This window comes from Bacillus sp. WC2503, from assembly GCF_052682895.1.
Map to the genome: position 1 here is coordinate 2,753,213 of NZ_JBQYMD010000001.1, position 19,524 is coordinate 2,772,736.

Sequence of the window (19,524 nt, forward strand, 5' to 3'; positions counted from 1 at the left end):
CTACCTTACATTTTTTAGTTCCCTACACTAATATCTTACTATTCTGACTTTTTGTTCTGTATTGAGAAAAAATAAGGTAACGTTCACATATGTATCCATTCATAGTAAAATTAACGCTTGACTCTCCATGCGATTTGTGTCAAAAAAGGATAGATAATAGCGAAATTTCTGCTACATCTAACCTCTTTTTCAACGCTATGAATTTAACTTTACAAATGTTATTTCTGGTAATGTTTGTATATATTGAATGAATGCATTCTTTTCTTCAGGTGATATATTTTTCAGCTGCATTCCTACCTTATAAACTACACCTGTATCTTGCTGTAAAGATTCCACTTCATATGAAAGTATTGGAATACCTTTCATATGAAGCTTCTCTAATATTTGTTGTATCGTTTCATGTTTATTCATACAAATTTGCACTGCTATATTTTGCGGAAATAAAAATCGCACTTTAAAAATACGACTTACAATCTCTAACCCAATTAAAACGAGAATCGTAGCTCCAATCCCTACTACATACATACCCGCTCCAATTGCTAATCCAATTCCTGCTGTAGCCCATAAACCAGCCGCTGTCGTTAATCCTTTCACTACCTGTTTTTGAATAATAATTGTACCTGCACCTAAAAAACCTACTCCACTAACAACTTGCGCTGCAATACGACTTGGATCAAGGGACATATGATTTTCAAACATAATATCTGAAAAGGCATATTTCGAAACAACCATTAGTAAAGCGCTCCCTACCGCTACGAGGAAATGAGTCTTTAATCCAGCTTCTTTTGATCGAATTTCCCTTTCAATACCAATCATTGCTCCTAATAAACCAGCAATACCAATTCGTAAAATAAAATCAATATGTAAGCTCACGAACACTTCCCCCTTTCATTCATTATAGATGGATAAAACAAAAATTATCACACACATCCATTTATCGATATAAAAACATTCCATCAAAATTCACTTACTATTCCAACTCTTTTATGCTAATATTTTAAATATTAGCATAAACAAGATAACCTATTTCTCATAAAAAAAAACCTTTAAGTTCAACACCTTACTTATCTTCAGTTAAAAATTGCATATGAAGTGCAAGAAATGAGGTTGAGAAAGTCGGAAAACGCTTTCATTTTCTACCTTGATTTTTGTGAAATAAAACATAAATAAAAGGAGCTTACTAGCAATGAATGTCTTTTTGATTACACCTACTACTGATTTACAAGAAGAATACTTAGATTTTTATAACGAATGGAAAGATAGCGGTGAAACGATGATTCCGTGGGTTATTTCAAAGGCCCCTTCTAACTTTCCGGCTATGATTCAAGAATTACTCGATGCACATAACGGAGTAAACCTTCCTGAATCTTGGGTACCAGACTCTACGTATTGGCTCGTTACAGATGAAAATAAAATTGTAGGAGTTGTTAATATACGTCATAGTTTAAACGAACATTTATTTAACGCTGGAGGTCATATCGGTTATGGCATTCGCCCTTCTGAAAGAAGAAAAGGTTATGCTACGAAGTTATTAGAGTTATCGCTAGAAAAAACGAAGGAATTAAACATCGAGAAAGTACTTGTCGTTTGTGACGAAGTGAATACAGGATCAGAAAAAACAATCTTACATAACGGCGGGCTTCGTGATGATGATTTCATTGAGGAAGATGGAAATATTGTAAGAAGGTATTGGATTGAACTATGAATAATTAAAAACAAGCCAGAAAGTGATTACACACTTTCTGGCTTGTTTTATGCTACTTCTATTTCAAACTGTACTGTAATACCACTTGGATCTACTACTGTAAATCCATTTGTAGTTTCATTTATTTCATGTTGTTTTTCTATTAATCTTTCTTTCACTTCATCTAACGCTTCTTTATGCGGTAGTACAATCGTATATACCTTTAGTCCAGTTGCATGTGTTGGTGGGTGCGGATTATTTACTCCGTTCCACGTATTTGCACCGATATGGTGATGATAGCCTCCTGCCGAAATAAATAAGCAATCCTCTTCACGCTGCTGTACCTCAAAGCCTACCGTCTTTACATAAAACTCATGTGACTTTTCTACATCAGCTATTCGTAAATGTACGTGTCCAACGACAGTATCAGCAGGTAAACCAGCAAACTCATAATCAACGAGCGTTGCCAATGCTTTTAAATCAAGCGGCGTACTTCCTCCTGGTCCTTCTCCCCATTGATCGCGCGGGCGGTCTGCATATATTTCAATTCCATTACCCTCTAAGTCTTGTAAATAAAACGCTTCGCTATACGTATGATCACTTGCACTATTAAACCTTGAAATTGGTAAAATTTCATTTGAATATGTATAACGCCCTTCTTGTTCAGCCGGGCTATCAATTACATTCTTATTACGAAGAACCCCAAATAGTGCCGAAGCAAAAGCTTCACGAGTCGGAACTAAAAAAGCAACATGATATATACCAGTCGTACGTGGTTCTTGTAGTGCCCCATCCTCCAACTTTTCAAGAACAAGCAGCGTATTCTTACCACCCTTTCCAGATAAATACGCTTTATTCCCCTCTTGTTTAATTACTTCTAAGCCTACTACATTCTCATAAAAAGCAATTTGACGTTCTAAATCTTTCACTTTAAATGCAACATGACCAATACGTGTTTTCGGATGAATTTGTACCATGGATAACTCCATCTCCTTATCCCAATATTTTTCCATTACATATAACCGTTACTATGAAGAATACAACCAAAATCACCCTATGTAAATAAGAAAAGTCAGAATTTATGCATATTTTTATTTTCTTAATAAAAAAGCCACCTCTTCTAACTTTCAGAAAAAGTGACTTTATAACTCTTATCTCATTTTATGTACTTCAGCAACTAACTTTCCGCCCTGAATGCCCATATAAAGCTTCACAGGTGCGTCGTTCGTATTTTCAAATACTAAGTCTAAGTATGGATATGCAATTGTAGCATCTCTTCCTTGTGGCACATAACCAACTGTTTTAGAATGCGTCGTTCTCTCTACCATTTTCAAACCAGCTTGATCTGCTGCATTGTATAAAGTCGAAGATGTTTGACAAACACCTCCACCATATCCATCTACTAATTTACCATCTACAATTTCTTTTCCTAATTGATATCCTTTATCTGGCGTTGTATCACCGATTAATGCATTAAAAGAGAAGCGGTCTCCTTTTGCTAATACAACTCCATCTATGCTCGCCGCTGACAAACGAATATTCTCAATACGGCCACCTGTTGATCCACCTAAATTCGTTTCATATCTACCAATTACCGTACCACTTCCTTGCGCATCACTTAATGTTGCCGTAGGCTTTTTCTCTGTGATTGGTAACTGATATGAAGAATCCCACATACCAACATTTAACAATTTATCTACTAATTCTTTTTCCATTAATTCATAAGAAGGTTTTCCTTCTTGCCAACTTCCATCAGGTGCTATACGTGATGGAACCATCTTTTTATCAACGGTTTTCCCAACCTCACTAGCAACCTTCGTTACCGATTTTTTAAATTTTGCTTCGTCTTCAAAATAGCCTAAACTAGACAAATCTATTTTTTTCACTTCAGTACCTGTTCGACTATCAACTAAACTAATAGAATCCTGCACTTCTGCTTTAGCCGCGACAGTGTGTCCACCAATATCACTTACTAATGCAACATCACTTACTTTTGTACCACAACCACTCACTACAGCTACGCATAGCACCCCAACTAAAATACCCTTTATTTTACGGAACAATATACTCTCTCCTTTTCCCCAACACTGCTTTTATGTATTATTTCATTTTTATGTATGTTTTGTTACAATCATTTTACAATATGTTTATAAAATGTTACAAGTTATTTTTTACTCTATTTAAATTACTCTTTTCTTTTGTAAATGTCTATACATATTTTTATGAAAATGTAAGTTTAGCAAATTTGTAACCTTTATGTAACCTCTCCCCTTCTATCCATTATATACCATTAAATAAACGAAAAACAAATGTAACAACTCCCTGTTCTTATTTATAAAAGTAAATCACGTAAATATATTTAGGTATTTGCCGTGCCACTGCTCCGCTTTTACACATACAGTATCGTGTATTTAACCTATTTTAAAGAAATGGAGGACGTTTTTATGTATCCCTACAATCCATATGATCCATATAACCAATACGGTTATCAGCCTCAATATGATTTACAAGCACAATACCAACAATATATAGATCAAACAGAACAAGTTAATCCATATGACCAAAATAGACAATTTCAACTTCCAATCTCTTTCCCTGGTACTGGAAACCGTCAACTAGAACGACGAGTAAATGAGCTTGAGCAAAGAGTACGTCAATTAGAAAATACTGTTGAGCGCCATACACGTAGACTAAATCGCTTAAACCAACGTTTACGTACAGTAGAAAACAGACTTAACATTCCATTTGCAGCGCTAGAAGACGGATTTTAATTTTGAAAATAAAAAATATATAAGGAAGGGTCTTCCCTTCCTTATATAAATTGACGAAAGTTTTCTCCATCTCTATACTGATAAGAGTTAATGAAATGAAACAAGGTGATAAATATGGATTTTGAAATAAATTATCTTTCTTTTTATGTTGTACAAGTAGAAGGAAAAGGTGAAGCAGTTGATAAACGCTATAAACATTTTCAAACATTAGACGCTGAAGAATATGAAGATAGCTCTTTAAAAGAATTTTTGAATGGTGAATTATTAAAAATTTCAAAGCGAAAAGTAGAACGTCATGCCAAAACGGAACAAGCCCCAACAAAGATTGGGCGCTTTATTGTAGAAGAAGGGCACGAACTCGATTCAAACCCTCATTACAACCTATTTAATCGTATTCGTTTTGCAGAAACAAAAGAAAACTTCAAAGATATGAGCGAGCCTCTCGTTTATACATATCTTGACACAAGCGCTGTTCGTGGTGGTGTATTTTTAATTGCTCAAGCAAAACTACGTAAATACTTTGATGACCCGTTCGTATTCGTTATGAAATGTGACTTTGAACCGAAAGTTGCCTCTATTTCAGATGAATCAACGCTTATTCGTAACGTTGAAATGGCCATCACAACGAAGAATATGAAATCTATCCAATATCCGTACATGCCTGAAGAAGGTATGGTTGAAGTAGGCGAACTAAAAATACACCAAGCATCACATGCCCGCTACTTCGAGGACTTCTTAAAATTCGTCGAATACGAACGCTCTATGCCTGAAATTATGAAAACACAAGTAATGGACATGGTATACGACCAAATTGAAGATGTATTTGAAGAAGGTACTGAAGAACGCGAACAATTCGACCAAGCAATGGAAGTATGGGCTACCAGTCCGAAGCGGGAGATTATGGAACAATTTTCAACCGAAGAAGTAATGGAAGCTACCGCTCAAATCGTCGAGCACGCCCCAGAAGTGGAATTAAAGCTAAAAGCAGATCATATCTCTGTGAAGGCCCTGCTTGCTGATTTCGGAGATCAAATACATATCGCGAAGGTAAATGACCGATACGTATTAATGATTGAGGCTGATACACTTACGTTTGAAAAAGGCTTCTCTCCTATTGAGTTTCTGAAGCCAGATGAGTTGCAAGATGTGATTGAGCGGATTGAGAATAAGCAACAGTTTTCATATGATCCGAACGGGGTTGAATAAAGAAAATCAAGTAACCAATAAACATGTTTTAAATAACAACTATGTGTCTACAAATGAGACCACACAATACTAAAAATTTCGATTCTAACATTGAATAAATGCTTCCCTATAACTATTTTTTTACTGAGCGCTATTAACAAAGCGCTCTTTTATTTTGGACTTACTTGACGTTTACTTTAAAAACCGATTCTACTAAGAATCGGTTTCTCTGCTTTATAACAAGATGTGCTTATTTATTAAATTTTTTTGATTTAAGATAAAATTTGTTGCAGTATCTAAATAAATTCGTTCCTTGTTGTACAAACATATTTCCAGTTGAAATATCCTTTTCAATATGTTCTTGTATACAACGTACTACAATTTTTTCACTTTTTACTAATAGACCCAGTCCTTCTATAAGTTTTTGATGTTTTTCCTTATAGTCACTATGTATGTTATTAAAATAAAAATTTCACTTTACTACCTCAAATTTATTGTACTCGTAAAAAGATAATTGAAAACGATATTCTGGATGCTCTCTCACCCAATCGTAGGCTTCTTCTAAAATATCCATTTTATTTTGTAGGTCATTAAGTTCACTGCATTCGTCCCTTCTCTGTTTGCACAGAGGGCAGAACCCATTCACTATCGTGGCACTCATCGCACAAATAGTTTTATTTTCTAAGTCAACTAATATATGAAGAATAAGAGAATGTTCTGCTGTTGTAGTCACCATCATTTCAGCAATCCTATCCTCATTCCAAAAGACACCGTTTAATTCCATCTTTACGTTAATATCTTTGATATCCAAATTTATCATCATCGCATCTCCCATATATATAACGCTTATCTTACTCTTCAATTTTAATCTTTAATCCACCGCGGTTTAAAGATATATTAAGCTTTTTCTAACTCCTTTTTACTATAAGAGGAAGTGTAATAAAAATAAAAAGTGATGTGAATATAATATAAAAAATAAAACAGTTAAAATGTTAAAGATTGCTTCCATTTAACTGTACCCTCTTTCATTTTTATGAGCTCTTATTTTATTAATATATTTTAAAATTCTTACGACGCCTTAATTTTCAAAGCAATTATAATAGCCAAATTACAACAACAAATTGATTCCTAATTAAATTTGAATACTTTACTCATCCGTCAATACGATGACTTTAAATTTATATAGCTAGAAATGGAGGAGAATGTCACCTAGACTGTGCATTCTCCTCCATCTCAGCCAAATATTTAAGCTGCCGCTCCGCTTTTCTCACCGCTGTAGGGAAATGTTTTTTCAGAAGTTCTACTGTATTTTCACTTATATAATACCTTTCCGTTATACCTTCCCACGTTTCACTACTTTCAAATGTACTCCACACAAATGGTCGTTCTGCATGTTTCTTCAGTTCTTTAAACACCCATTTTCGCATCTTTTTTTTCGCTTTTTCTGTTAGTTTTCCGTTCTTTACAAGTTCAAGCTCACCATGTCTCTTGTATCGCTTATTAATATCTCTCTCGCTATATATTTTAAGAAGTATATTTGCTGTATTCTCAGCATCTGCTAAAGCGCGGTGCTGCTTTCCTTCCCACGTTAAACCGAGTTGTTCTACTGCAGATTGTAAACTTGGTGTATGCTCAAATAATTCTTCATACGCTTGGAAAACAAATTTTTGCAAATCAAATCTACTGTCTTTTTCCATACACGGGCATTCTAGGCCATGTAATGTACAATCATGAGATAGAAAATGATAATCTTCTTTTCCCCATGAAATAAATACAGAATCTTCTCCAATGAACTGAATAAATTTCTCTATAATTTGAGGGAATTTCTCTACACCAATTAAATCTTTTTTTGTAATTCCCGTTAATTTTGTCGTATGACGAGTAAGTCGTGCACCCGGTTTTACTAACTCCGAAAATTCTCCAATTACCTTCATTGTACTTGCTTCTATTTTTACAGCTCCGATATCAACTATCTCTGACGGATCTTCTGATTTATACGGCCTAAAATTTCTCTCTATATCAAACACAATAAAATGTGTAGCGTTTTTCAATTTATTTACCTCTTTCTAAAATCCTTTTCACACACATACTTTATTTTCAGTATCTATTTATTCATACACTTTATGCATGAAATACCTCGTATAAAAAACAAAAATTCAGTCTTATTATCATATGTACATTGGAGGATATTCAATAAGAACGCAAAAAAAAGAAGGGCGAGCCCTTCTTTTTTTCAAAAATTACTTCTTGTTAACGTTAGTAGCTTGTGGTCCACGGTTACCTTGTTCTACTTCGAAAGTAACTTCTTGACCTTCTTCTAAAGTTTTGAAGCCGTCGCCTTGGATAGCTGAGAAATGAACGAATACGTCTTCTCCGCCTTCAACTTCGATGAAACCGAAACCTTTTTCTGAGTTAAACCATTTTACTTTACCGTTTTGCATGAAAAAAATCCTCCTACAATGTACCTATATGTACATATTCATTTTCAACCACCTTACAATAATAAACCAGACATTAAAAAACTGCAACCCCTGAGGAGATTTAACATTGCTATCCTCCTCGGAAGTTACAGCTCATTTAAATCTCTATATTATTAAAAGTAAAATGGTTTAAACATACTATATCATATCAATATAATAAAAGCAAAGTTTTTTTTGCTAAACAACTTTTTTCTTCCACTGCATCGCTTTTGATTCACCTGATCCAGCTACAACATAGCCTTCTTTTTGATTAACAATGCGCCAACCATGCCCTTTAACCGAGTCACATACTGTAACAATCCCTTCATTAAGATGCACACGGCAAACCGTGCTAACGCCCGCCTTATTTTGCGTTGAAGTCGTATATAGCACATGTTGATCTACACTTAAGTCTAAATAGCTACTAGCTTTCTGCTCACTTTGACATGTATGCCAATATAGTTTTTCATTCTCAATACTTTCATCTATTTTACAAAAAGAAATATTACCACCAATTCCTTTACACGATCCACTTGCTGCTACTAGATAAGAATTATGTAGAGTCAACGCAGAAATCATTTGATTCATCGCTATTTTAATTCTTTTTAATTTACGTTTCTCTAAATCAAAAAGCCAAACACCACCATATTTCGCATGTATTTTCGTACCAATAAATAAGTAATGTTTATATAAGAATAACGAACGAATAGACGGTGCATCACTGCCATAATCAAGAAATGGATGAATGGTCTCCCATGTAGAACCGAAATTATTAGAAAGATACAATGTTTTATCTCCATGAGCAATGACAGTTCCTTGTACATTACTACACACATTCCAACTCGTTGCTTTTGTTGGAAAACGCTGAATTGTCCAGTTCTCTCCACCATTCATGCTACGAATAAAAGTCCCTTCGTCGCCTACACCATAAACTATATTATCTACGCTATGTAAATCCCGAATTCGTTTTTGAAAGCCATTTAAAATCTGTTTCCATTCTCCGTCTTGTTCAATAAATAAGCCATCATATGTAGTAGCTAACATAAGTTTTCCATCTCTTAATTTTGTAATAGCAGTTGCACTTAACATTGTCTCCACGTTGACACTCCCATTCTTAGAACTTCTCAGCAAATGCAATTGCAAAATTACTGCATTTTTCAATATCCTCTTCATCTTCTGGAGATAATTCAATTTTCAATCCTTCTTGTACAAGTTCTGCACCGCGTTCTACAAGACGTTCTTCAAATATCGTCACCGCTTCACAAAACAGTTCATATGCCGTATCACCTGATCCAAATACAGCTGCTTTTTTTCCTGACAAATCTATATTTTCTAAATCCTCGTGGAAATCTTCTGCCTCAAACGGCAATTCACCATCGCCCCACGTATAAGATCCTAAAATAATTCCATCATAAGCTAGCAATTCTTCAGCATCCATGCCTTCCATCTCTTGCAATACTACTTCATGATCAAAAGCATCCAAACTTACTTTTATTAAATCAGCAATACTCTCTGTATTTCCTGACATACTCGCATACGCAATTAAAATTTTCGCCACTTTGGCATCCCCCTCTTGCAATGAATGATTCTCATTCTCATTATATTAATAATGAGAATGAATTTCAATTATATTTTTCATTTTTATTTATTCCATACAAAAAAGCACAGATGACTATACAATCACCTGTGCTTTTTTATTACTTTTTAAAAATACCAAATGGCTTTCCAACTGGTAAAACAACTTTTCCGAAGTGTGTATTTAACACTGCTGCGGCTGAACCATAGAAAGATAATAATGAAATACATAGTTCAGAATATGCTGCTAAATTATGCATTGCGTGCGGCATAACACCTAAAGTACTTAATGAAAGACCAATAAATAAGAAATCAATAAGTACGAAAATCATAAATAATACTTTATGTGTTTCCATTGCACCAATCGTCATAAAGATTGTGAAAATTAAATATCCGATAAAGGCTACACCAAGCTGTTTTGAATCTGCAGTTTGGGCTAATTTTTCGCCGAATACTCCAAGTTGAATTAACCAAGTCATTCCAACACCTAACCAAAACAGGCCGTACGCACCAAATGCTGTCGTACCGAACGTGTTGTTATGCTTTGCATCGTGAATGCATGCAAAGATTTGTGCAAATCCCCCTAAAAAGATTGCCCATGGTAATACAAGTGAAACGCCATCTGTTAAACCTAACTTTTGAGATGATGCTACAAGTGTTACCATTGCTAATCCAAATAGACCGATTCCAGATGGATCTGCTGTTGTCATTTTCACATGATGTGTAGTAGTTTGATTGCTCATATAAACCTCCTGATTATAAACATACTCGAATACAATACTTAAATCAGCAGGCTATGTCAATGGTTTTTTTTGTATGTTGTCAGACCTTACATCTTATAATAATCGAATATACTTTCGACCACTTCGTAAGGTTTTATATTCACATTTTTCAACTCATTTATCGGTATCCATAACGGAATATAACAACCTCTATCTTTCTGCTTAAACTCCTCACCTTTTCCGCTTCCGAATACTCCGTCCGTAATATAGGCTTCATAATAATATTCGGTACCTTTATACTTTATCTTTGTAATAAGGTGCTTTACTTCTATATGTAACCCTAATTCTTCGTATATCTCTCGCTTCGTTGCCTCTTCCGATGTTTCTCCTTCTTCTATTCCACCGCCTGGAAAAACGTAATATACTTCATCGTCTCGAACACGTTTTATTAGAGCAATTTTTCCATCCTGTACAATAATAGCCACGCCGCGATTTCTCATCATTTTATTACCTCAATACGAACCGCAACTGTTCCCCACTTTTCTTCTTGTTCTTTCGTATATATTTTGTATGTACTTTCTAACATTTCCTCTAAACTATCATTTTCACAATCCAATAACTTTTTATCAATTTGCTCGTACATTTCTTTAAAGCTTTCGTATCGCTTTACTTCCGTTACTTTTACAACCATCGTTTCTGCTGTCGTAAGGTTCGTAAATACAATTTCATCGCCTTGTTTTATAAGTTGACGTTTTTTATCGTATAAGCGTACTTCATATACCTTTTTTCCTGATTGAATTGACTGAAAAGGTTTATTATATAACCCCATTTCGTATCTCATCCACTCCACTCCCCGTTATTCATTTTCTCTACTAACATACTTACATCTTACTAATTCATACAACACAGTTCGCCTTACTCCACCTTGCATATAATGTTCCATATCCATTACTTGCTTTAGAAAGGATGCTAAATTTGTTATGTTATATTTAAATCAAAAACCTGAATATAGTAAATATGATATTGGTGATTATACTTATAGTAAAGTAGGTCCAACTATTTTTTCTTGGAATGATGAAACGAAATTGAAAATAGGTAAGTTTTGTTCATTAGGAGAAGAAGTCGTTTTCATACTTGGCGGCGAGCATCGTGCTGATTGGATAACGACTTACCCATTTAATGCTCTCTTCGATGAAGGAGCACATATTACTGGTCATCCTTCATCAAAAGGTGATATCGTAGTCGGCAATGATGTATGGATTGGTTATCAATCCTGCGTTTTATCTGGTGTTACAATTGGTAACGGGGCCATTATCGGCGCAAAGAGTGTAGTTACAAAAGACGTACCTCCATATGCAATTGTAGCTGGGAACCCTGCCAAACTAGTTCGCTATCGTTTTTCACAAGAAACCATTGAAAAACTAGAAAAACTTGCATGGTGGGACTGGGATATTTCTGTCATAAAAGGAGCTATTCCATTTCTACTCTCCAACAAAACCAATGAATTTTTCACCTCACCCGAAAAAGAATCTACATGATTGATACACATAAAAAAGAGCATCCTATTCTTACAGGATGCTCTTTTGGTATTTATTTTTTATTTATTTGTAAGTGATTACATGGAGAACATTGAAATGGAATTTTATCTAAGCAATTAAAGTTCGTTTCGCAAATTTGTTCTATCGTTGGAACAAATGGGATGACTACCATGTTACTTTCTATTATTTGTGTAACAGGTGGCAATACTGTACCTACTTGATGTTCAAAGCGAATACTCGCTTGGTTAATATAATTTCCTGAACCACTTGGTGCGCTCTGAACTACTACTTGAAACGAAACTGTCCGCGCTTCACCCGGATTTAAATTTCCTATAAGAAACCCTGATACTGGACTTACATTTCGTAATGGAACACTATCGACTATTACGCTTCCAGGGATAAATCGAACACTACTATCTAACATGTCTTGAAAACGAATATTTTGCATGACAGTATCACCTGTATTTGTAATGACTGTCGTAAACGTAATGACATCTCCAATTGTTGCTGTTTGAAGATTTGCCGTTTTTACGACTGTCGTTGAGACATTTTGAGGGATAAACGGGATAACAACTGTATTACTATCACCTTCAACTACTACAGGCGGCTCATTCGGATTTACAGTTGCGAGCCCAGTCGCTGTAGCAGTATTTGTAACTAAATTATTTATTTGTCCTCCCGTTATTACAACTTGGAAATTAATAATTGCCGCATCATTTGGCTGAAAATCACCTAACGGAATACCCGTATTCGGATTGGCAAATGGAAGAGGTACATCATTTACCGTTACCGTGCCATTTATAAATAACGTATTTGGATCAATGATATCTGTTAAAACAATATTCGTCACAGGAACTGTACTATCATTTATGACGGCAATGCCGTAAGTGACAACATCTCCTACCATTGCTACTTCAAAGTTTGCTCCTTTTGCAACAAATAAGATTGCAGTATTTACCGTTACAATAACTGTATTACTCGTGTCCATCACTGTAACTGGCGGTTCACCTGGTACTAAAATATATTCTGCTGATGCCCCAGCAACGTTCACTACTGTACCACCATCTGGAAAACTCGTAATCGTAGCTTCATATGTTACAATCGCCGTCTCACCGACTGGAATGTCCAAAATCGTAAATCCAACCTGCGGATTTACTCCCGGACGCGCTACTCCATTTACCGTTACACTATTTGGTACAAAAACAGCTTCCGGAGATAGCACATCAATAAATTGAACATTCATTGCGTCAGCCGTACCAGTATTTAATATACGAACACGATACGTTACCGTTTCTCCTACTCCAACAATTGAATGATCTACTTCTTTCAGCATATCTAAACTGCCTCTATTTACTGGTGTGACTGTCGTATTACTTGAATTGGTAATTGTAAACGGTGGTTCTCCTGGAATCAATTCGAAATTACCAGTTACTCTCGCTGTATTCATAATGCTACTAGAAGGCGGAATTGAAATTACATTTACTTCAAATGTGATTAATACGCTATCCCCTACTGCAAGATCCGGTAATGAAAAGCCTACAAAAGGATCTAAACCTACTTGCGGAATCCCATTTATTTGTACACTTCCAGGAACAAATTCTAAACTAGGTGATGGAACATCGATAAACTGAACATTCGTCGCTGTTACCGTTCCCGTATTTGTAACTTGCACACTATACGTTAACGTATCTCCTAAACGTGTCGCTTCTTTATTTACAGATTTTATAATGCTGAAACGTCCTCTATTTATTCTTGTTATAGTCGTATTACTCGGATCTGTCACTATAACCGGTGGTTCTCCTGGCACTAAAGTAAAACTTCCTGTTATATTTGCAACGTTCGTAATTGTTCCTGATGACGGGATGGTTGTAACTGTCGCTTGAAACGTCACTATAACCGTTTCACCAACTGGTATATCTCCAACTCCAAAGCCAGTAATCGGATTTAAGTTTAGTTGCGAAACTCCATTTACCGTTACACTATTTGGTACAAATGACGCTCCTGCTGAAATCGTATCAACAAACTGAACATCGTTAGCTATTACTGTTCCTGTATTCGTTATTTGAACCGTATACGTTAATACATCTCCAACGAGAGTAGCCGCTCTATTTACTTGTTTAATAACATTAAATTGTCCTCTATTGACAGTTGTGAGTGTTGTATTGCTCGGTTGGTTTACTATAACTGGTGGTTCTCCTGGTACTAATACAAAGCTACCTGTTACATTTGCCGTATTGACAATTGTTCCGTTTGATGGAACACTAACAACTGTTACTTGAAATGTTACTTCTACACTTTCACCTGGATTTATATCTGGAAGCGGGAATCCATTATTCGGATTGAATCCAGGTTGTAACACACCGTCTATCGTTACACTGTTCGGCACGAATGCTATAGAAGAAGGTAATACATCACTATATTGAACATTCGTTGCTGTCACTGTCCCTGTATTTTGAACTACTGTTGTATAGGTGATTGTATCCCCTACTGCAACAATCGGCTGACTCACTGATTTTAATACATTCAAACCAGATTCATTTATTTCTGTTAATGTCGTGTTACTTGTCGTCGTTTCAGTAATAGGTGGTTCTGTTTCACTTACAGCAAATGTCGCGGTAACGTCTACAAAGTTAACAACTGTACCACCTTCTGGTATGCTCGTTACCGTCTCCTGATATGTGACAAGTACAAAATCATCTACAGGTATATCTGGAACTGTAAAACCAATGAAAGGATCTAATCCTGGTGCCGGTACCCCGTTTATGCTCACACTTCCTGGTACAAATGCTACACCCGCGGAAGTAGTATCTATAAATTGAACATTCGTCGCTGCCACTGTTCCAAAATTAAAAATCAATACATCATACGTTAAAATTTCTCCTACAGTCGCTACTTCTTTATCTACTAGTTTTAACGGAAAAATAAACGCTATATTAATTGTCGTAACGACTAAATTCGTTAATATCGTTTCCGTAATCGGTGGTTCCTGCGGATTCGGTTGTGAAGTAAATGTAACGTCAGCATCGTTTAATATGACTTCATTATCTGGAATCTCTGTAATTGTCACTTGGAATGTTACCGTAATACTTCCACCAGCAATTAATAATGGAGTAACAGTAAATCCTATTTCTGGATTTAAACCAAATTGCTGAACCCCACCTATCGTTACACTATTTTCGACAAATGTCGTTCCTTCCGGAATGACATCTTGGAAGAGTACATCTGTAACAGGTATAATTCCTACGTTCGTAATTAGCACGCTATACGTTAATACATCTCCAACAGCCCCAGTCGCAACGTCAACTGCTTTTGTTGCTGTTACTTCACCAGGAGGAGGTAACGGTATTGTAACTACTGTCGTATTACTTGAATTTGTCGTTGTTACAGGTGGTTGTAAAGGATTTAATAAGAAAGTGGCTGTAGCAGATGCCGTATTTAATACTGCTCCGCGTGGGGATGGCGTAACTACTGTAACTTGGAACGTTACTGTCACTGATGCCCCAGCTGCAATATTAGGAAGCGGGAAACCAATATTCGGATCTAAACCAAGCTGTGAAATTCCATTTATCGTCACACTGTTTGCGACAAATGCTGTTTCTGGAGCAATTGGATCGATGAAAGAAACATTCGTCGCTGGTACTGTGCCGTTATTTCGAATGACAACAGAATACGTATAAGTTTCTCCAAATGCCGCTTGTTGTACAGATGAAGATTTTTGTATATTTAACTGTGCTGTGTTTACTTGTGTCACGACAAAATTGCTATTCGTAACAGTCGTTATTGGAGGGTTTGCTGGATTTATAAGAAAACTTGCAGTAACGTTCGATTGGTTTCTAATATTTCCACCGCTCGGAACACTCGTCACTGTAACTTGAAACGTAATCGTAGCCGTTTGTCCGACCGGAATATTTGGTACTGGGAAACCTGCCATAGGATCCGCGCCTTGCTGAACAACTCCATTTATCGTCACACTATTTGCTACAAACGCAGTTCCAACAGGAATCGGATCTTGAAAAATAATATTCGTTGCAGGAACAGTTCCTGTATTTTGAATAAGAATTGTATACGTTAACGTATCTCCTACGCCTGCTTGCGGTGTGTTTACACTCTTTATTACATTAATTGATCCTACATTTACTCGCGTCACAACAATATTACTAATCGTTACAATTGTAATTGGTGGCTGCAGAGGACTTACTTGGAAATCAGCAGTTACATTCGCATTATTCGGAAGAACTCTATTTGGTGGTACACTCGTGATCGTCACTTGAAAAGTAACTGTTACCATCCCTCCTACTGGAATATTAGCAAGTGGAAATCCAGTTGTTGGGTTTAAACCTGGCTGAGGCGTTCCATTTATTGTTACACTATTTGCTACAAACGTTGTTCCAGATGGAATTGGATCAAGGAATGATACATTTGTCGCTGCTACTGTTCCACTATTTTGTATACGAACTGTATACGTTAACGTATCTCCTACACCTGCTTCAGTAGCACTTACACTTTTCATTACATTTAACCCTGAAGAATTCACGACTGTCATAACAGTATTACTTGGTACTGTTACAGTAATCGGTGGCTCTGTCGGATTTACAAGGAAATCTCCAGTTACATTCGCATTATTTACGACATTATTTCCTTGGGGAATTTCATCAATTAATACTTCAAAAGTAACAATTACACTCGCACCAGTAGGCAAATTATTTAATGGGAATCCAAGTTCTGGATCTGCCCCTTCTTGTAAAACACCATTAACAACTACACTATTTTCAATAAATAATGTCCCTTGTGGAATTGAATCTTGGAAAAATACATTTGTAGCTGGTACACTACCTGCATTTATAACTTCGATTGTATATACTAAAACATCCCCTACCGTTGCAACATCTGTATTCACTGCTTTCACAACTTCAAAATTCCCTGATTGTACAGTTGTATTCACAATATTACTCGGTACATTGATTGTTACTGGCGGTTCGCTCGGATTCACTTGAAAACTTGCTGTTACATTTGCTTGATTTAAAATATCTTCATTTTCTGGATCCTGTACAATTAATACTTCAAATGTGACTACAACTGTTTGAGCCGCAGGAATATTTGGAAGAGAAAATCCTGTATTCGGATTCAATCCACTTTGCGGTACTCCATTAATTGTTACAGAATTTGCAACGAAAGAAACAGCGGAAGAAATAGTGTCTTGGAAAAGCACATTTGTTAACGGAACATTTCCTGTATTTTGGACGGCAATTGTGTATGTTAAAGTGTCTCCTACTGCCGCTTGCGTTGTATTCACTTCTTTTATTACATTTAAACCACCCGTATTAACTTGTGTCACTACAGTATTCGTTTGTCTATTAATCGTTACTGGCGGCTGATTTGGTTTAACGACGAAATTAGCAGATACATTTCCACGATTCGCAATCGTACCTCCTGATGGCGTAGATGTCACTCGTACTTGAAAAGTCACTGTCCTACTTCCGCCGGGAGATATATTTGCTACCGCAAACCCAGTCGCTGGATTTGCCCCAGGTTGCGAAACCCCATCTACAGTCACACTATTTGCAATAAAAGTCGTTCCAATTGGGATTGGATCTTGAAAAACAACATTCGTCGCAAGTACATTTCCTGTATTCTCAATTGTAACGGTGTACGTAAGAACGTCATTCACTGTCGCAAAAGCTCTATCCACTGTTTTTCTCGTTCTTATATCAGCTATATTAATTGTAGTAACTACGGTATTACTCGTCGCTTGACCTGAAATTGGTTGTTGACCAGGCACTGGGGTAAAGGTAAAGGTTGCACTTGCACGGTTCGGTATTGGATTGACAAGAGGGTTCGATGTCACTCGTACTTGAAAGCGTACTACAGTCGTTTGCGATGCATTAATACTTCCAAGATTAATACTACTTGATGGATTCGCTCCTGGACGTGCTACTCCATTAACCGTAACACTATTAGCTACAAATGTTGTTCCTGCAGGGATACTATCAACAAAAATAACATTGTTTGCAGCAACATTCCCATTATTCGTCACATTAACTGTGTACGTTAATACATCATTAAGAGTTGCCGTCTGTAGATCTACAGATTTTTGCATACTTATAGTCGCTTGATTCACTGTCGTTTGTACTGTGTTTGAAGAAGACGTACTTGTAATAGGGGCACTACCGACAAAAGGACGGAATTGATATGACACCATTGCACGATTTGGAATAGGATTTGGGTTCGGGAACGATGTTATTCGAACTTGAAATGCAACAATTCTTTGCGTGTTATTTGGGATTGTACCTAAATTAATTCCATTCGCGGGATTCGCACTCGGTTGCGTTACTCCACCTACCGTTACACTACCTGCTACGAATGTAGTTCCGTTCGGAATACTATCTTGTAATACAACGTTTTCTGCACTTCCTGTTCCTGTATTCGGGACCGTAATCGTATAGGTGAGAGTATCCCCTACCCCTGCAACGGTTCTATTTACCGATTTAACAGGATTAATGATTGGACCTGTTGCATCAATTTGAACACCAAAACCAGCTGCAGCGTATCCATCTCCATTTGTGACAAAGCGAACAGTTGCTGACGTCTGATTGTTTACTAAAGATGAGGAGGCATCTACATTCGTAATATCCCACCCTTGTCTTCGGATCGCTAAAGCTATTCCTAACGGCTGATTCAGATTTCCAAATGTTCCGCTCGTATCTAAATTTCCATTGTCATTACAAATTTGTGACTGAAAGAAATTATTTGCAGGATTTCTCGGTCCGAATAAAGTAACTGTAGCATTTGCATTCGGCCCAAAACGAAGTTGATCTCCAACAATGTTAGCATCACCTTCTTGGGCAGTTACAAGTACTCTTCCTGTAACTGTTCCCGTAGACGGCGTTGCAAAACCTGAAATAACAGCATCTACTGGTGGTGATGATGCCTCAATAATTTCTTGTCCTGCATACACCGATAAATTCCTTAGTGGTAAACTCACATTTTGATAAACTACCTCAAGCGTCCAGCCAACCGAACGACTAATTGTTGAATCAGCTGAAGTTCTTGCAGCTGGCACGGCACCTGTTGTATATGTGCCAGCCCCACCTGCACTAATAAGGTTCGTTACGTTAGCAGAACGACTATAATAAAACTGCTTCCCTACTGAACCTTGCTGGGCAGTTGCTGGGTCTGGTGTAACAGAAAATGTCCCCGCTGGTGTTGTAAAGGTAATATTATCATTTAAAAACGCAGTAACATCCTCCGTATCAGTCCGGTATGTGCCAGCCCACACAAGTTCTGCGTATAAGACACTACTCCCTGCTGGAAGGTTCAAAATTGCACTTGCAGAATTTAATCGCCAATCATTTGTCGTTCCTGCTGGGAATCCTGGCACTTGAAGCGATGTATTTACCGTAGTAAATACATCAATCGTACCGAAATTATTGCCTGGTGCAGGAGATGTAGGACTGAGTCCCAACGTGTTCCCAGTGAACGTGACGGCACCAGTAACTGTCGTTGTAAAGCGATTCATAAAAGGCACGTAATCATCTCATTTCATTTATAGTAAAAAGTGCTCTATACTATAAAATGTAGACAAACTATAGA

16 protein-coding genes are annotated in these 19,524 nt (G+C 36.6%); 4 read left to right on the top strand and 12 right to left on the bottom strand.

The genetic code is table 11. The annotated features are described in order from the left end of the window. Window positions 1–195: 195 nt before the first annotated feature. Entirely contained in the window at window positions 196–873 is a 678-nt protein-coding gene (locus ACUN26_RS14055) for an MgtC/SapB family protein (RefSeq protein WP_000052098.1), read from the bottom strand. Window positions 874–1,186: 313 nt separating this feature from the next. Between ACUN26_RS14055 and ACUN26_RS14060 the strand changes: the two genes are divergently transcribed. Next, window positions 1,187–1,705 carry a GNAT family N-acetyltransferase gene (locus ACUN26_RS14060; RefSeq protein ID WP_001100446.1) on the top strand — a complete coding sequence of 173 codons (519 nt, stop codon included), beginning with the start codon at window positions 1,187–1,189 and terminating at the stop codon, window positions 1,703–1,705. 47 nt (window positions 1,706–1,752) lie between these two features. Here the strand turns inward: ACUN26_RS14060 and ACUN26_RS14065 are convergent, their stop codons facing one another. Both ACUN26_RS14065 and ACUN26_RS14070 read right to left on the bottom strand, forming a co-directional pair. Then, complete coding sequence (locus ACUN26_RS14065) at window positions 1,753–2,661, bottom strand: VOC family protein (RefSeq protein ID WP_000249862.1); 909 nt, start codon at window positions 2,659–2,661, stop codon at window positions 1,753–1,755. A 174-nt stretch (window positions 2,662–2,835) separates the two neighbouring features. Then, entirely contained in the window at window positions 2,836–3,747 is a 912-nt protein-coding gene (locus ACUN26_RS14070) for a VanW family protein (RefSeq protein WP_000488649.1), read from the bottom strand. Window positions 3,748–4,128: 381 nt separating this feature from the next. On the opposite strand from ACUN26_RS14070, the gene ACUN26_RS14075 reads away from it, so the two are divergent. Further along, window positions 4,129–4,455, top strand: coding sequence for a hypothetical protein (locus ACUN26_RS14075; RefSeq protein WP_000283716.1), 327 nt, complete (start codon window positions 4,129–4,131; stop codon window positions 4,453–4,455). Between the two features lie 114 nt (window positions 4,456–4,569). Beyond that, window positions 4,570–5,661, top strand: a complete 1,092-nt coding sequence (locus tag ACUN26_RS14080) for a DUF3900 domain-containing protein (RefSeq protein WP_000345051.1) — start codon at window positions 4,570–4,572, stop codon at window positions 5,659–5,661. Between the two features lie 451 nt (window positions 5,662–6,112). Here ACUN26_RS14080 and ACUN26_RS14085 read toward each other — a convergent pair whose 3' ends face one another. The 8 genes from ACUN26_RS14085 to ACUN26_RS14120 all read right to left on the bottom strand — a co-directional run bounded on the left by ACUN26_RS14085 (window position 6,113) and on the right by ACUN26_RS14120 (window position 11,237). Further along, the gene (locus ACUN26_RS14085) at window positions 6,113–6,460 is read right to left on the bottom strand and encodes a hypothetical protein (RefSeq protein WP_000609017.1); all 348 of its coding nucleotides are present in this window, start codon (window positions 6,458–6,460) and stop codon (window positions 6,113–6,115) included. Between the two features lie 385 nt (window positions 6,461–6,845). After that, entirely contained in the window at window positions 6,846–7,691 is an 846-nt protein-coding gene (locus ACUN26_RS14090) for an exonuclease (RefSeq protein ID WP_000786409.1), read from the bottom strand. 189 nt (window positions 7,692–7,880) lie between these two features. Further along, window positions 7,881–8,081 (bottom strand): cold shock-like protein CspB, encoded by a 201-nt coding sequence (gene cspB, locus ACUN26_RS14095; protein WP_001179148.1) that lies wholly within the window; start codon window positions 8,079–8,081, stop codon window positions 7,881–7,883. Window positions 8,082–8,297: 216 nt separating this feature from the next. After that, a complete protein-coding gene (locus ACUN26_RS14100; RefSeq protein ID WP_000449503.1) occupies window positions 8,298–9,197 on the bottom strand; it encodes a WD40/YVTN/BNR-like repeat-containing protein in 900 nt (299 codons plus the stop codon). A 16-nt stretch (window positions 9,198–9,213) separates the two neighbouring features. Beyond that, complete coding sequence (locus tag ACUN26_RS14105) at window positions 9,214–9,657, bottom strand: flavodoxin (protein WP_001062761.1); 444 nt, start codon at window positions 9,655–9,657, stop codon at window positions 9,214–9,216. Window positions 9,658–9,796: 139 nt separating this feature from the next. Next, entirely contained in the window at window positions 9,797–10,417 is a 621-nt protein-coding gene (locus ACUN26_RS14110; protein ID WP_000070943.1) for an acetate uptake transporter, read from the bottom strand. An 86-nt stretch (window positions 10,418–10,503) separates the two neighbouring features. Next, complete coding sequence (locus tag ACUN26_RS14115; protein WP_000986157.1) at window positions 10,504–10,899, bottom strand: NUDIX hydrolase; 396 nt, start codon at window positions 10,897–10,899, stop codon at window positions 10,504–10,506. Continuing rightward, entirely contained in the window at window positions 10,896–11,237 is a 342-nt protein-coding gene (locus tag ACUN26_RS14120; protein ID WP_001268354.1) for an ASCH domain-containing protein, read from the bottom strand. The genes ACUN26_RS14115 and ACUN26_RS14120 overlap by 4 nt, the downstream gene beginning before the upstream one ends. A 139-nt stretch (window positions 11,238–11,376) precedes the next feature. Here ACUN26_RS14120 and ACUN26_RS14125 point away from each other — a divergent pair, with 139 nt between their 5' ends. Continuing rightward, window positions 11,377–11,934, top strand: coding sequence for a CatB-related O-acetyltransferase (locus ACUN26_RS14125; RefSeq protein WP_000966319.1), 558 nt, complete (start codon window positions 11,377–11,379; stop codon window positions 11,932–11,934). Window positions 11,935–11,986: 52 nt separating this feature from the next. Here the strand turns inward: ACUN26_RS14125 and ACUN26_RS14130 are convergent, their stop codons facing one another. After that, window positions 11,987–19,459 carry a DUF7507 domain-containing protein gene (locus ACUN26_RS14130; RefSeq protein ID WP_001116423.1) on the bottom strand — a complete coding sequence of 2,491 codons (7,473 nt, stop codon included), beginning with the start codon at window positions 19,457–19,459 and terminating at the stop codon, window positions 11,987–11,989. Window positions 19,460–19,524 lie beyond the last annotated feature (65 nt).

What these genes read in the sequence shown, in the direction of transcription:
- ACUN26_RS14115 (WP_000986157.1), bottom strand. Translation starts at nt 10,899, where the DNA reads ATGATGAGAAATCGCGGCGTGGCTATTATTGTACAGGATGGAAAAATT.
- ACUN26_RS14085 (WP_000609017.1), bottom strand. Translation starts at nt 6,460, where the DNA reads ATGATAAATTTGGATATCAAAGATATTAACGTAAAGATGGAATTAAAC.
- ACUN26_RS14080 (WP_000345051.1), top strand. Translation starts at nt 4,570, where the DNA reads ATGGATTTTGAAATAAATTATCTTTCTTTTTATGTTGTACAAGTAGAA.
- ACUN26_RS14065 (WP_000249862.1), bottom strand. Translation starts at nt 2,661, where the DNA reads ATGGTACAAATTCATCCGAAAACACGTATTGGTCATGTTGCATTTAAA.
- ACUN26_RS14060 (WP_001100446.1), top strand. Translation starts at nt 1,187, where the DNA reads ATGAATGTCTTTTTGATTACACCTACTACTGATTTACAAGAAGAATAC.
- ACUN26_RS14075 (WP_000283716.1), top strand. Translation starts at nt 4,129, where the DNA reads ATGTATCCCTACAATCCATATGATCCATATAACCAATACGGTTATCAG.
- ACUN26_RS14125 (WP_000966319.1), top strand. Translation starts at nt 11,377, where the DNA reads ATGTTATATTTAAATCAAAAACCTGAATATAGTAAATATGATATTGGT.
- ACUN26_RS14110 (WP_000070943.1), bottom strand. Translation starts at nt 10,417, where the DNA reads ATGAGCAATCAAACTACTACACATCATGTGAAAATGACAACAGCAGAT.
- ACUN26_RS14120 (WP_001268354.1), bottom strand. Translation starts at nt 11,237, where the DNA reads ATGAGATACGAAATGGGGTTATATAATAAACCTTTTCAGTCAATTCAA.
- cspB (WP_001179148.1), bottom strand. Translation starts at nt 8,081, where the DNA reads ATGCAAAACGGTAAAGTAAAATGGTTTAACTCAGAAAAAGGTTTCGGT.